General features: G+C 68.0%; 15 protein-coding genes. 1 reads left to right on the top strand and 14 read right to left on the bottom strand.

Going from position 1 to position 12,453, the window contains the following annotated elements:
- The first annotated feature begins 41 nt into the window (after window positions 1–41).
- The gene (locus Mth01_RS13900; protein ID WP_204016256.1) at window positions 42–632 is read left to right on the top strand and encodes a cob(I)yrinic acid a,c-diamide adenosyltransferase; all 591 of its coding nucleotides are present in this window, start codon (window positions 42–44) and stop codon (window positions 630–632) included.
- A 5-nt stretch (window positions 633–637) separates the two neighbouring features.
- Here Mth01_RS13900 and Mth01_RS13895 read toward each other — a convergent pair whose 3' ends face one another.
- The 14 genes from Mth01_RS13895 to Mth01_RS13830 form a co-directional block, all read right to left on the bottom strand.
- Window positions 638–1,042: a DUF2550 domain-containing protein gene (locus tag Mth01_RS13895; protein WP_204016255.1), complete on the bottom strand. Its 405-nt coding sequence runs from the start codon at window positions 1,040–1,042 to the stop codon at window positions 638–640.
- 22 nt (window positions 1,043–1,064) lie between these two features.
- Window positions 1,065–1,466 carry a F0F1 ATP synthase subunit epsilon gene (locus Mth01_RS13890; RefSeq protein ID WP_204016254.1) on the bottom strand — a complete coding sequence of 134 codons (402 nt, stop codon included), beginning with the start codon at window positions 1,464–1,466 and terminating at the stop codon, window positions 1,065–1,067.
- A gap of 25 nt (window positions 1,467–1,491) precedes the next feature.
- Window positions 1,492–2,919 carry a F0F1 ATP synthase subunit beta gene (atpD, locus tag Mth01_RS13885; RefSeq protein WP_204016253.1) on the bottom strand — a complete coding sequence of 476 codons (1,428 nt, stop codon included), beginning with the start codon at window positions 2,917–2,919 and terminating at the stop codon, window positions 1,492–1,494.
- 1 nt (window position 2,920) lies between these two features.
- Window positions 2,921–3,823, bottom strand: a complete 903-nt coding sequence (locus tag Mth01_RS13880; RefSeq protein WP_204016252.1) for a F0F1 ATP synthase subunit gamma — start codon at window positions 3,821–3,823, stop codon at window positions 2,921–2,923.
- Window positions 3,824–3,826: 3 nt separating this feature from the next.
- Window positions 3,827–5,476, bottom strand: a complete 1,650-nt coding sequence (gene atpA, locus Mth01_RS13875; RefSeq protein ID WP_204016251.1) for a F0F1 ATP synthase subunit alpha — start codon at window positions 5,474–5,476, stop codon at window positions 3,827–3,829.
- A 24-nt stretch (window positions 5,477–5,500) separates the two neighbouring features.
- A complete protein-coding gene (locus Mth01_RS13870; protein ID WP_204016250.1) occupies window positions 5,501–6,310 on the bottom strand; it encodes a F0F1 ATP synthase subunit delta in 810 nt (269 codons plus the stop codon).
- Window positions 6,310–6,855, bottom strand: coding sequence for a F0F1 ATP synthase subunit B (locus tag Mth01_RS13865; protein ID WP_204016249.1), 546 nt, complete (start codon window positions 6,853–6,855; stop codon window positions 6,310–6,312). The genes Mth01_RS13870 and Mth01_RS13865 overlap by 1 nt, the downstream gene beginning before the upstream one ends.
- Window positions 6,856–6,887: 32 nt before the next feature.
- Window positions 6,888–7,109, bottom strand: coding sequence for an ATP synthase F0 subunit C (gene atpE / locus Mth01_RS13860; RefSeq protein WP_204016248.1), 222 nt, complete (start codon window positions 7,107–7,109; stop codon window positions 6,888–6,890).
- 62 nt (window positions 7,110–7,171) lie between these two features.
- Window positions 7,172–7,963 (bottom strand): F0F1 ATP synthase subunit A, encoded by a 792-nt coding sequence (gene atpB, locus Mth01_RS13855; protein ID WP_204016247.1) that lies wholly within the window; start codon window positions 7,961–7,963, stop codon window positions 7,172–7,174.
- Between the two features lie 67 nt (window positions 7,964–8,030).
- Window positions 8,031–8,246 carry an AtpZ/AtpI family protein gene (locus tag Mth01_RS13850; RefSeq protein WP_239089642.1) on the bottom strand — a complete coding sequence of 72 codons (216 nt, stop codon included), beginning with the start codon at window positions 8,244–8,246 and terminating at the stop codon, window positions 8,031–8,033.
- Between the two features lie 62 nt (window positions 8,247–8,308).
- Window positions 8,309–8,743, bottom strand: coding sequence for a hypothetical protein (locus Mth01_RS13845; protein ID WP_204016245.1), 435 nt, complete (start codon window positions 8,741–8,743; stop codon window positions 8,309–8,311).
- A gap of 174 nt (window positions 8,744–8,917) precedes the next feature.
- Window positions 8,918–10,102: a glycosyltransferase family 4 protein gene (locus Mth01_RS13840; protein ID WP_204016244.1), complete on the bottom strand. Its 1,185-nt coding sequence runs from the start codon at window positions 10,100–10,102 to the stop codon at window positions 8,918–8,920.
- Window positions 10,103–10,267: 165 nt separating this feature from the next.
- Window positions 10,268–10,654 carry a hypothetical protein gene (locus Mth01_RS13835; protein ID WP_204016243.1) on the bottom strand — a complete coding sequence of 129 codons (387 nt, stop codon included), beginning with the start codon at window positions 10,652–10,654 and terminating at the stop codon, window positions 10,268–10,270.
- Complete coding sequence (locus Mth01_RS13830) at window positions 10,651–12,447, bottom strand: hypothetical protein (protein WP_204016242.1); 1,797 nt, start codon at window positions 12,445–12,447, stop codon at window positions 10,651–10,653. The genes Mth01_RS13835 and Mth01_RS13830 overlap by 4 nt, the downstream gene beginning before the upstream one ends.
- Window positions 12,448–12,453 lie beyond the last annotated feature (6 nt).

The raw sequence follows: 12,453 nt of genomic DNA, 5'->3' as shown, positions 1-12,453 counted from the left end.
TGTCAACTCGCCCGGGACGGCCACTGGATACGCTGACGACCATGACACGAGCTGACAAGGACAAGCCGGTTGTGCTGTCGAAGATCTACACGAAGACGGGCGACGACGGGACGACCGCGCTCGGTGACATGAGCCGCACCCGCAAGACCGACGCCCGGCTGGCGGCCTACGCGGACGTGGAGGAGGCCAACGCCTTCATCGGCGCCGCCATGGCGACCGAGGAGTTCAGCGACGAGGTCGCGGAGGTCCTGGTGCGCGTCCAGAACGAGCTGTTCGACGTCGGCGCCGACCTGTGCACCCCGGTCGTAGAAAATCCCGAGTTCCCGCCGTTGCGGGTCGAGGAGACGTACATCACCTGGCTTGAGTCCCAGTGCGACCGGTTCAACGCGCAACTGAAGCCGCTGCGCAGCTTCATCCTGCCCGGTGGCACGCCGGGCACGGCCCTGCTGCACGTCGCCCGCACGGTCGTACGGCGTGCCGAGCGGGGAGCCTGGGCCGCGATGGAGGCCCATGACGACGTGAACCCGCTGACCGCGAAGTACCTGAACCGGCTGTCGGACCTCATGTTCATCCTCTGCCGGATCGTGTCCGGCGGCGACGAGATCCTCTGGAAACCCGGCGGCACCCGCTAGGGAGGCTAGGCGGCGTCGAGATCCAAATAGGCGCTGGGTGGGGCGGACTCGAGCCAGGCGAGGAAGCCGGTCAGCGCGTCCTCGCTCATCGCCAGGGACACCGGGCCGCCCCCGTCGGAGCAGACGACCGCCCAGTAGCCCGCCGGCCCCTCGCCCGTGGCGAGCCTCCTGCGGTCGGAAACGATGAGGCCGCGCCTCGCGATCGCGCGGCGCGGCCTCAGTCGCAGTCCAAGGAACGGGATCCAGCGGAGCTCTCCCCCGACATAGCGGGCGACTCCGTTCTTCCAGTCCCCGTCCCGTACGCGTACCCGGCAGATGATGGCGCCCCGGCTGTGGGCCAGGGCGAAGGCACGTACGAACAGGAGGGCGGCCACGACGAGCATCCCGAGAAGAATCCCAAGCGCCGTCATCGCCGCCCTCCCCTTCGCTGTATCAGACCTCTTCGCCGGCCGCGCGCAGCCGGGCCGCCGCACGCTTGGCCTCCAGCCTCGCGTCGGCGCCGGCCTGACCCGCCTCGATCGAGGCCTGGGCACGCTGCAGCGCGTCCTTGGTCGCCTCGACGTCGACCTCGGAGCCGAGCTCCGCCGCCTCCGCCAGAACCGCCACCTCGTTGTTGGCGACCGAGATGAATCCACCGTGCACCGCGGCCACGAGGTCGAGTTCGCCGTCGCGCTTCACGCGCAACACGCCGCCCTCGACGAGCACGCCGAGAACAGGAGCGTGATTAGGCAGAATACCGATCTCGCCCTCTACCGTCTTGGCAATCACCATGTCGGCCTCGCCGGACCAGAGCTCACGCTCCGGCGACACGAAACCAACGTGTAGCTTCGCCACTTTCAGCTCCCTCCGAGCCGATTGGTCAGCGCTCGAGTTCCTTCGCCTTGGCGATGGCCTGCTCGATGCCGCCGACCATGAAGAACGCCTGCTCGGGCAGGTGGTCGTACTCACCGGCGCACAGGCCCTTGAAGGAGGCGATGGTCTCGTCCAGCGGTACGAACTCACCCGGCTGGCCGGTGAACGCCTCGGCGGCGTACATCGGGTGGGAGAGGAACCGCTCGATCCGGCGGGCCCGGTTGACCGTGACCTTGTCCTCCTCGGAGAGCTCGTCGATGCCGAGGATCGCGATGATGTCCTGCAGTTCCTTGTACTTCTGCAGGATCCGCTTGGTCTCCTGGGCCACCGCGTAGTGCTCTTCACCGATGATCTGCGGGTCGAGGATCCGCGACGAGGAGTCGAGCGGGTCCACCGCGGGGTAGATGCCCTTCTCCGAGATCGGCCGGGACAGAACGGTCTGCGCGTCGAGGTGCGCGAACGCGTTGTGCGGCGCCGGGTCGGTGATGTCGTCGGCGGGCACGTAGATCGCCTGCATCGAGGTGATCGAGTGACCGCGGGTCGAGGTGATGCGCTCCTGGAGCACACCCATCTCGTCGGCGAGGGTCGGCTGGTAACCCACGGCGGACGGCATACGGCCGAGCAGCGTGGACACCTCGGAACCCGCCTGGGTGAACCGGAAGATGTTGTCGATGAACAGCAGCACGTCCTGCTTCTGCACGTCGCGGAAGTACTCCGCCATGGTCAGAGCGGACAGCGCCACCCGCAGACGGGTGCCCGGCGGCTCGTCCATCTGGCCGAAGACGAGCGCGGTGTCCTTGAGGACGTCCGCCTCATCCATCTCCAGCCACAGGTCGTTGCCCTCACGGGTGCGCTCGCCGACGCCCGCGAACACCGAGGTGCCCGAGAACTTCAGCGCGACGCGGCGGATCATCTCCTGGATCAGAACGGTCTTGCCGACGCCCGCGCCGCCGAACAGACCGATCTTTCCACCCTTCACGTACGGCGTGAGCAGGTCGATGACCTTGATGCCGGTGGGCAGCATCTCGGTGCGCGACTCGAGCTGGTCGAACGCCGGGGACGGCCGGTGGATCGGCCACGTCTCGCTGACCTGCAGCGACGCCTTGTCGGTGTCGAGCGGCTCGCCCAGGGCGTTCCACACGTGGCCCTTGACGACGTCGCCGACCGGCACCGAGATCGGCGCGCCGGTGTCGACGACGGCGGTGCCGCGGACGACGCCGTCGGTGGGCTGCATCGAGATGGCCCGGACGATGTTGTCCCCGAGGTGCTGGGCGACCTCAAGGGTCAGGGTCTTGGTCTCACCGCCCAGCGTGACGTCGACGGTGAGGGCCTGGTAGATGTCCGGCATGGCCTCGACGGGGAACTCCACGTCGACGACCGGACCGGTGACGCGGGCGACCCGGCCCACGCTGGTCTCAACAGTCTGTGCGGTCATTTCACTCTTTCCCCGCTGCGGCGTCAGCCAGCGCGTTCGCGCCACCGACGATCTCGCTGATTTCCTGGGTGATCTCGGCCTGGCGCGCCTGGTTCATCTGGCGGGTGAAGACCCCGATGAGCTCGTTGGCGTTGTCCGTGGCCGACTTCATGGCCCGGCGCCGGGCCGCGTGCTCGGAGGCGGCCGACTGAAGCAGCGCGTTGTAGATGCGCGACTCGACATACCGCGGCAGCAGCGAGTCGAGCACCTCACCGGCGTCCGGTTCGAACTCGTAGTACGGAACCGGGCCCTCCGCGGCCTCCTCCGCCTCCTCCTGAACCTCCAGAGGAAGGATCCGCTTGACCACGACGCGCTGCGTCAGCATCGAGACGAACTCGGTGTAGACGATGTGGATCTCGTCGATCCCGTTGTCGTCCGTGAACGACCCGATCAGCGCGTCCGCCATCTCCTTGGCGTCGGAGTAAGCGGGGTTGTCGGAGGAGCCGTCCCACTCACCCACCATCTCGCGGCCGCGGAATCGATGCCAGGTGAGGCCCTTGCGGCCCGCCACGAACGGCTTCATCGTCAGGCCCCGCTCGGTCAGGTGGCCTTTGAGCGCCTCGGCCTCGCGGAGGATGTTGGCGTTGAAGCCGCCGCAGAAGCCACGGTCGCTGGTGACGATGAGCACGCCCGCGGAGGCGGGCTGCTCCTTGGCCGCCATCAGCGGGTGGTCCACGGTCGTCGAGTTCGACAGGACCGCCGACACCGCATTGGTGATCTCGCGCTCGTACGGCACGGCCGCCTGCATCCGCTGCTGCGCCTTGACGATACGTGACGAGGCGATCAGCTCCTGCGCACGGGTGATCTTCGCGGTCGACTTGACCGACTTGATCCGTCGGCGCAGCAGTCTCAGCTGGGCACCCATGCGCTACTTCTTCTCGGTCTTGCGGACGCGCCGAACGACCGTCTCCTGGCCGACCTCGCCGGCCTCCAGAGCCTCGACGGGCATGTCCTTGACCAGCAGCTCACCGCTGGAGGTGGTGAAGCCCTTCTTGAACTCCGCGATGGCGCCCTTGAGCACGGTGACCGCGTCGTCGGACAGGTCCTTGGTCTCCCGGATGCCGTCGAAGATGCCCTTGTGCTCGTGCTGCAGGTGCTCCAGGAACTCGGTCTCGAAGCGGCGGACGTCCTCGATCGGGACCTCGTCGAGTTCGCCGGTGGTGCCGGCCCACACCGACACGACCTGCTTCTCGACCGGGAACGGGCTGTACTGCGCCTGCTTGAGCAGCTCCACCAGGCGGGCGCCGCGCTCGAGCTGGGCGCGGGAGGCCGCGTCCAGGTCCGAGGCGAAGGCCGCGAACGCCTCCAGGTCGCGGTACTGCGACAGCGCCAGACGGAGCGTGCCGGCGACCTTCTTCATGGCCTTGATCTGGGCGGAGCCACCGACTCGGGAGACCGAGACACCGACGTTGATCGCCGGGCGGACACCCGCGTTGAACAGGTCCGTCTCCAGGAAGCACTGCCCGTCGGTGATGGAGATGACGTTGGTCGGGATGAACGCCGACACGTCGTTGCCCTTGGTCTCGATGACCGGCAGACCGGTCATCGAGCCGCCGCCCATCTCGCTGGAGAGCTTGGCGCAGCGCTCCAGCAGCCGGGAGTGCAGGTAGAACACGTCGCCCGGGAAGGCCTCACGGCCCGGCGGGCGGCGCAGCAGCAGGGAGACCGCGCGGTAGGCGTCCGCCTGCTTGGTCAGGTCGTCGAAGACGATCAGCACGTGCTTGCCCTGGTACATCCAGTGCTGGCCGATGGCCGAACCGGTGTAGGGGGCGATGTACTTGTAGCCCGCCGGGTCGGAGGCCGGGGCGGCGACGATGGTGGTGTACTCCATCGCGCCCGCCTCCTCCAGGCGGCCGCGCACCTGTGCGATCGTCGAGCCCTTCTGGCCGACGGCGACGTAGACGCAGCGGACCTGCTTGCTGGGGTCGCCGGAGAGCCAGTTCTCCTTCTGGTTGAGGATCGTGTCCACGGCGATCGCGGTCTTGCCGGTGCCACGGTCGCCGATGATCAGCTGACGCTGGCCGCGACCGATCGGCGTCATCGCGTCGATCGCCTTGAGGCCGGTCTGCAGCGGTTCCTTCACGGGCTGGCGCTGGACCACCGAGGGCGCCTGCAGCTCCAGGGCGCGGCGGGTCTCGGCCTCGATCGCGCCCTTGCCGTCCAGCGGGTTGCCCAGGGGGTCGACCACGCGGCCGAGGAAGGCGTCGCCCACGGGGACCGACAGGACCTCGCCCGTACGGCGGACCTGCTGCCCTTCCTCGATCTTGCTGAAGTCGCCCAGGATGACCGCGCCGATCTCCCGGACGTCCAGGTTCAGCGCCAGGCCGCGGGTGCCGCCCTCGAACTCCAGCAGTTCGTTCGCCATCGCCGAGGGCAGGCCGGAGACATGGGCGATGCCGTCGCCGGCGTCGACGACGGTCCCGATCTCCTCCCGCGCGGCGCCTTCCGGCTCGTACGCCTGGACGAAGCGCTCAAGCGCGTCCCGGATCTCATCCGGCCGGATCGTAAGCTCCGCCATCTCTTCTCTGTCTCCCTATTCGCCTTAGCCGGCCAACCGGCGGCGGACTTCTTCGATGCGTCCGGCGATCGTGGCGTCGATGTAGTCGTCCCCGATCTTGACGGAGAATCCACCGAGTGCCTTCGGGTCCACTTCCACGTTCAGGTGGACCTCTCGCCCGTAGGTGGCTCGCAACCAGGCGGCGAGCCGCTGCTTCTGCTGTTCCCCGAGTGGTACGGCGCTGCGTACGACCCCGACCAGGCGCTCCCGGATCTGGGCCACGATCAAGCCGTACTCTTCGAGGGCCGTCTCCAGGCTACGTCCTCGCGGATGTGCGACGAGCTGCGTGACCAGGCGCAGTGTCGACGGGGCGACCTTGCCGCCGAGCAGCGCGACGAGCAGGTCCCGCTTTCGCTCCGAGGGGACGGCCGGGTCGCTGAGCGCGCGGCGCAGCGCCGGGTTGGCCGCGAGAATGCGGCCGAACCGGAACAGCTCGTCCTCGACGTCGTCGATCCGGCCCGCGGACTCAGCCTCGGCCGCCGCCGCCATGACACCGACGCGCTCCAGGGTGTCGGGCAGGTCACCGGCCCTGGACCACCGGGCCCGGGCTGCGGCGACCGTGACCTCGAGCGCGGTCGCGCCGACCTTGCCCGTCAGCAGAGCGCGGACGGCTTCCGCCTTCTGCTCGGCCGGACGGGCGGGGTCGGACAGGTTCCGCCGCAGCCCGTGCTCGCGGTCGAACAGATCGACGACGGCGAACACCTCCTCGGCAAGCGTGCCGAGGTCGGCCGACGCCGCGACGGCGTTGAACCGCTCCTCGACCTCCGCCCGGGCGGTCCTGCTCAGACCACGCATCAGCGGACCGCTTCCGGACGGGCCTCGATCTCGTCGAGGAACCGGTCGATGATCCGGCGCTGGCGGGCCTCGTCCTCCAGGGACTCGCCGACGATGCGACCGGCGAGCTCGGTGGACAGCCGGCCGATCTCGCTCTGCAGCTGGGCGAGTGCCTGCTGCCGGTCGGCCTCGATCTGGGCGTGCGCGGCCTCGATGAGACGCCGAGCCTCGGCCTGGGCCTCCTCGCGCAGCTCCGCCTTGATCTGGGCGCCCTGCTCGCGCGCCTCCTCCCGCAGCCTCGACGCCTCCTGGCGGGCCTCGGCGAGCTGGGTACGGTACTCCTCAAGGGTGCTCTTAGCCTCGGCCTGAAGATCCTCGGCCTTCTTGATGCCGCCCTCGATCGCCTCGGTCCGCTCCGCCAGCGTCTTCTGGATGCGCGGGGTGAGGATCTTGCCGACGACGAGAAAGACCACGAGGAACGCGAAGCCGCCGACGACCAGCTCATAAGCGTGCGGCATGATCGGGCTCTCGCCCTCAACCGCGAGAAGTGTAGCTGCCGTTGTCATGGCTGCAGCCTTCCGTCAGGGGTTGTCTGACCTCAGTAGATGAACGGCGCGACAAGGCCGATCAGCGCGAGCGCCTCGACGAGAACGAAGCCGAGCAGCATGTTCTGGCGGATCATGCCGTACGCCTCCGGGTTGCGGGCGATCGCCTGCAGGCCCTGGCCGAAGATCAGGCCGACGCCGATGCCCGGGCCGAGCGTGGCCAGGCCGTAACCGATGGAACCGATGTTGCCCGCGACCTCAGCGAGAACGTTCATGGAATTTCCTTCACTGGACGGCCGGTGACCCTTGTCACCGGTCTGGACTAGGGGGAGAGACCTCAGTGTTCGGGGTGCAGCGAACCGCCGATGTACATCGCGGCCAGCAGCGCGAACAGGAAGGCCTGGAGGAACTGGATGAACAGCTCGAAGCCGGTCATGGCGATCGTCATGAGCACTCCCACCACGCCCACCGGTGCGCCGAGGGGGGTGAGCTTCTCGAAGAGGAACCAGAAGCCGACCATGCTGAAGAACGCCAGGATCATGTGGCCGGCGAACATGTTCGCGAACAGCCGGACCGCGTGCGTGAACGGCGCGATGATCAGGTTCGACAGGAACTCGATCGGGGCCAGCAGGAAGTAGATGAACTTGGGCAGCCCCGGCGGGAACATCATGTTCTTGAAGTAGCCGATCACGCCCTGGTGCTTGATGCCAAGGTAGATCTTCAGTAGGTAGACGCTGGCCGCCAGCACGATGGGGAAAGCGATGTGCGAGGCGACCGGGAACTGGAGGAAGGGGACGACGCCGATCAGATTCCACATCCAGACCAGGAGGAAGATGCTGAGCAGCAGGCCCATCCAGCGGTCGGTTTCCTTGCCGAGGAACGGCCGGGCGATCTGGTCGCGGACGAACATGTAGCCCATCTCGGCCACGTTCTGGATCCCCCGCGGCACCAGTTTGGGATTGGAGAAGGCGGACCAGCACAGCACCACCATCACCAAAGAGCTCAGCACCGCGAGCACGACCGGCTTGGTCAGCCAGTAGGGCGCCCCGTCCCAGAGTGGAGGGATGTCGAACAGTTCAAGCCCCGGAGCCTTGAACTCATCGGCGGCGAGGACCGTCAGCGCGTTCACGCGGCGTTCCCTTCGATGTGGAAATGGATCAGGAAGGCCTCATCGGAAAGATGACCGTCGCCTGAGGTCAGCGACCGAACTTCCGATAGACCAGATAGATGGAGAGCACGACCCCGAGGATCACCCCGATGGGCGTGAAGACGGCCACGCCGGTCCAACGGCTCAGCAACCAGCCGGCGCCGCCGTACAGAATGATCCCCGCGAGCACGTAGCTGGGAATCGACCAGGCGGCGTTGGCGAAGTCGCGGCCGTCGTCCTCGGGCCGACGCTCCTTTTCGCTCATCGCGGGCATGACCATAGCAGTCGGAAGCAGGGCTAGTCATATCGGACCCGCCCTCGTCAACTTTAGGCCACATCGGAGCCACCTCGACCGGGAATCGCGTCACGGCCAGGCTCGACGTACAGCATCTTCAACTTCACAAAACCGCGCATCTCCCCAATGGTCCATACCACGGTGCAGACGATCACGGTCCAGGCGAAGGCCCGGGGGTGGAACGCGGTGGTGTTCTCGAACGCCTTCAGGAACGCCATGATGAGCAGAGCCTTGACCAGATAGCCCGAAACCGCCGCCATCATCATGACCGCGGGTGAGATCCGGCCGGCCCAGGAGACCAAGACCAGGCCGATGGTGAAGAACACCGCCACCAGTGCGAGACCGATGCCCGCGCCGATCGCCCCCTTCACGCCGACGGCGAGCATCGCGACCACGATGGCCGGCAGTCCCACTGCGAGAGTGAGCAGCGCCGCGCTCTTGAGCACGCGCATGTCGTTGGCCTGCATCGGAACTCCACGTGTCGGATGTCAAGCGAGCGTTTGGTACCTCGCGGGATGCGGCGGGGCAACCCCTGCTAGTGAAAGCTATCACAAGCTCCGGAGTGCCGCCTTTACCTGCCGTTTCTATCGAGTTCCAGCGAGTCCATACGAGTCCATACGAGTCCTGGGAGTTCGGTCGGGTTACCGGGGAGTTGTAACATCCCGGTGACGTGTGGGAGAGGCCGCGTGCGCGCCGACGCTCCGGTGGTAGCGCGTGGCGTCCTGCCGCGACCGCAACTTCGGCAGCGCCATCAGGACCAGCACGGCCACGGCCAGCAGGATCGTCAGCGGGAACAGGATGAGCGGAACCCCGCCGATCGACAATCCGACGATGGTGAACGCGAACAGGAACGTCCACGCGTACATGATCAGTACGCTGCGACGTTGCGAGTGGCCCAGATCCAGTAGGCGGTGGTGAAGGTGGCCGCGGTCGGGATGGAACGGCGAGAGCCCCGCCGACGTCCGGCGGACCACCGCCATGATCAGATCGGCCAGCGGCAGGACCATGACCGCGATCGGCAGCACCAGCGGGAGAATGACCGGGAACTTGTTGATCCCGGCGACGGGCTCGACCGAGGAGGTGACGGTTACCAGCGAGGTGGCGAGCAGGAGCCCGAGCAACATCGCGCCGGTGTCGCCCATGAAAATCTTCGCCGGATTGAAGTTGTGCGGCAGGAAGCCCAGACACATCCCGATGAGGATGGCCGTGACCGCGGCCGTCACGTTGATGCGCGAGCCGCTACTCGTCTGCGACAGCACGATCGAGTAGGCGAACGTCGCGAGCGCGGCTATTCCCACGATCCCCGCCGCCAGACCGTCCAGCCCGTCGACGAAGTTCACCGCGTTGATGACGACCACCACGATCAAGATCGTGAGGACGGTGCGGAGGTTGCCGTCGAGCCCGGTCGAACCACCCCATGACTGGGGAAGCGGCAGGAACGGCAGGTTCATCCCGAAGTAGACGAGGATGCCGCCCGAGGCGACCTGGCCGCCGAACTTGACCAGGGCGTCCATCCCCAGCCAGTCGTCGAGGAAGCCGGTCAGCACGATCAGGCCACCGGCGGCGAGCAGCGCGATCACGGTGTTGCCGGTCTGCCCGCTGCTTATCGCGCCGCCGACATGCGGGAGCTGGGTGGCCATGAACAGCCCGGCCGCCATGCCACCGAACATGGCGAGTCCCCCGAGGCGGGGTGTCGGCACCTTGTGCACGTCCCGCTCCCGGACCTCCGGCGCCGCGCCGATCCGCAGTGCGAATGCCCTCACCGGCGGCACCAGCAGGTACGTCACCGCCGCCGTGACGAGCGCCAAGAGGAGATATTCCTTCACGGAACCCAGTTTCCCTGCATAAGCGGACACGTTGTGCCGGGAAAGCGACACGGACCGCCATACTCACCACGGGGATATGCCGGAGGCGCCGCGGTCAGCCCCTTTACCCTTGCACAGACGTTAGCGCACCCGCGGTCACTCCCGTGCCGACAGAGGCGACGCGTGTCAGGAGAACGCGTGCGGCGCACGCGTGCCGCCGGGCACCCAGCGCGGGGTGTCCGCCGCCTGATCGCTGATGGCGGTGAGCACGGCCTGGCGGTACATGGCCAGCCTCTTTCGCCATTCGGCCAGGTCCTCGACGTAGCGTCCGGACACCGGCGCGTCCCAGACGTCCTTGCTGCGCGCCATCGCATAGGGCTTGTCGAGCGACCGGGTGAGGCGATCCATCTGCGGGAGCACCTGGAACCAGAGGTCGACGAGTTTCTGGTACTCCGGGTTGAACACCCAGCCCGTCGGCTGACCCCCAGGAGAGAGCAGGTCGCTGGTCGACGTGGTGGGCGGCTGCTCACCGGGTTGACGTGGCGTGGGCGCCGGCGGGTCGGCGAACGTCACAGCGTAACCTCCCTCTGGCCGCGGTCGCCGGACGTGCCGGGCCCGCCGGCGTCATCCGGCGTCGCCAGGTGGACCTCCACCACCAGCGGGCGGTCCTGGTCCTCGGGCGTTCCCGGCGCCGAGCTCGCGTCGCCCGTGGCGTACGGATCCTCGGTGACGTTGTCAGCGGGCGTGCCGACGTAGTCGCCCATGGGGTCTCCCGGCGCCAGCTCTGACTGACCGGGCGCCGGCACCGAGTGACCGGAGTTCCCGGAGATCGCGTTTCCGTATGCCGCGTGCCCGGAGGCAGTGGATGCGGAGCCCGTGTTCCCGACGGGGGGGCCGCCGACGTGCCCGGAGCCTGTGTGCTGGCCGGAGCCGGAGTGGGCGGGTTCGAGCGGCTCGACGAAACCCGGCGGGCCGTCGGGATGGGGACCGGTCACCATGCTCGCCGGCTGCGCTCCCGCGCCCTGCGTGTCCGCGACTCCGGGCATGTTCATCGGCGTGCTGACGACCTTGACCCCGTCCACCACCATCACCTGGCGGCCCGCGGTCTGGTCGATGTCGTCGGGATGGTCCTTTCCCAGCGTGTCGAAGATCTGGGAGTCATCCCGGACGGGGACGCCGGTAGTTCCGGACACGTCTTGCGCGACATGGCCCGTACCAGGTGCGCCCCCGGCCGTGGCGTCAGTGGCGTTGGGGACCTGGTTGACCTGGTTGGCGTCAGGGACCTGGTTGGCGCTGGGGACGGCGGCGGGCGCGGCGGCCGTGCCCGAACTCGGGGCGGGCGCCGTGCCCTGGCCGGCATCGGTATAGGAGGCATTGACCACGCCCCCCGTCGTGGCAGCGTCGGCGCCGCCACCGCCCGGGTGCACGCCCCCCGCTCCGGTCATCGCGGCGGTGCCCGTGCCGTTCGCCATGCCGCAGCGGCACATGCCGACGCACTGGCAGGTCGCCGTACCGCCCGCCGCGCTCGCGTCGCCTCCGGGATTGCCCATGGCATTACCGGCGCCGTCGGCACTCGCACCGACTCCAGTGCCGGCTCCGGTGGCGGGACTCGTCGCATCGGTCGTGCCGGTGCCGTACGCGCTCGAGTTACCTGCCGCATCCTGATGTGGGTCGGCCGGCGGAACGGATGGCTGCGTGGCGGGCTGGCCGACGGGCTGGCCGACGGGCTCGACCGTTGCCTGGCCGGTGCGTGCTGTCTCGTCGGCAGTTGGCGGAGGTTGCGACAGAGAGCCCTCGGCTACGCGGGGATTCTTTTCGCCGCCCTTCGCCGGCTTCGCGTCATCGGCCGCGCTGTGCGTGCCGGCCCCGTTTCCGGTGGCGGCCTTGTCATGCGCCCGGTGGTCGTCCGCCTTGGGATCCGGCTTGTGGTCGGCTTTGGGTTCCGGCTTGTGCTCCGATTTGGCTTCGGCCTTGTGGTCCGGCTTGTGGTCGCCCTTGGGTTCCGGCTTGTGATCCGGCTTGGCGCCGTTCGACTTATGATCCTCCGGCTTGGGATCATCCGCCGGCATGGTGATGTCGGGCTCCTGGTAGAACTTCTGGCCCTTGTTCTCGGCCGGCTTGCCGTTCCCGCCGCGCTGCTTCTCTTTCTTCTCCAGCACGGCCAACCGGCCGGTCACGTCTTTGACCATGGACGTGCAATCGTCGGCGACCTGTGCCGGACGGTAGGTCACGTGCGCCGCGACTCCGGCCTGGCGCATCACCCCCGTGACCCGGGCCTCGACGTCTTGTATCTCCCTGCCGGCCTGCTGAACCTCCCGCAGCAGTTCGCGTACGAGCTTGGGATCCATTCCGTCGAGCTTGGCCAAGGCGCG

The organism is Sphaerimonospora thailandensis (assembly GCF_016863115.1).
GTDB lineage: Bacteria > Actinomycetota > Actinomycetes > Streptosporangiales > Streptosporangiaceae > Sphaerimonospora > Sphaerimonospora cavernae.
Note: the sequence above shows the minus strand (reverse complement) of the source record. Positions and strands in the feature narration are given on the sequence as shown.

Bases quoted from the DNA above. Each gene is read 5' to 3' on its own strand.
- Mth01_RS13900 (WP_204016256.1), top strand. From the start codon at position 42: ATGACACGAGCTGACAAGGACAAGCCGGTTGTGCTGTCGAAGATCTAC.
- Mth01_RS13895 (WP_204016255.1), bottom strand. From the start codon at position 1,042: ATGACGGCGCTTGGGATTCTTCTCGGGATGCTCGTCGTGGCCGCCCTC.
- atpD (WP_204016253.1), bottom strand. From the start codon at position 2,919: ATGACCGCACAGACTGTTGAGACCAGCGTGGGCCGGGTCGCCCGCGTC.
- Mth01_RS13880 (WP_204016252.1), bottom strand. From the start codon at position 3,823: ATGGGTGCCCAGCTGAGACTGCTGCGCCGACGGATCAAGTCGGTCAAG.
- atpA (WP_204016251.1), bottom strand. From the start codon at position 5,476: ATGGCGGAGCTTACGATCCGGCCGGATGAGATCCGGGACGCGCTTGAG.
- Mth01_RS13870 (WP_204016250.1), bottom strand. From the start codon at position 6,310: ATGCGTGGTCTGAGCAGGACCGCCCGGGCGGAGGTCGAGGAGCGGTTC.
- Mth01_RS13865 (WP_204016249.1), bottom strand. From the start codon at position 6,855: ATGACAACGGCAGCTACACTTCTCGCGGTTGAGGGCGAGAGCCCGATC.
- atpE (WP_204016248.1), bottom strand. From the start codon at position 7,109: ATGAACGTTCTCGCTGAGGTCGCGGGCAACATCGGTTCCATCGGTTAC.
- Mth01_RS13850 (WP_239089642.1), bottom strand. From the start codon at position 8,246: ATGAGCGAAAAGGAGCGTCGGCCCGAGGACGACGGCCGCGACTTCGCC.
- Mth01_RS13845 (WP_204016245.1), bottom strand. From the start codon at position 8,743: ATGCAGGCCAACGACATGCGCGTGCTCAAGAGCGCGGCGCTGCTCACT.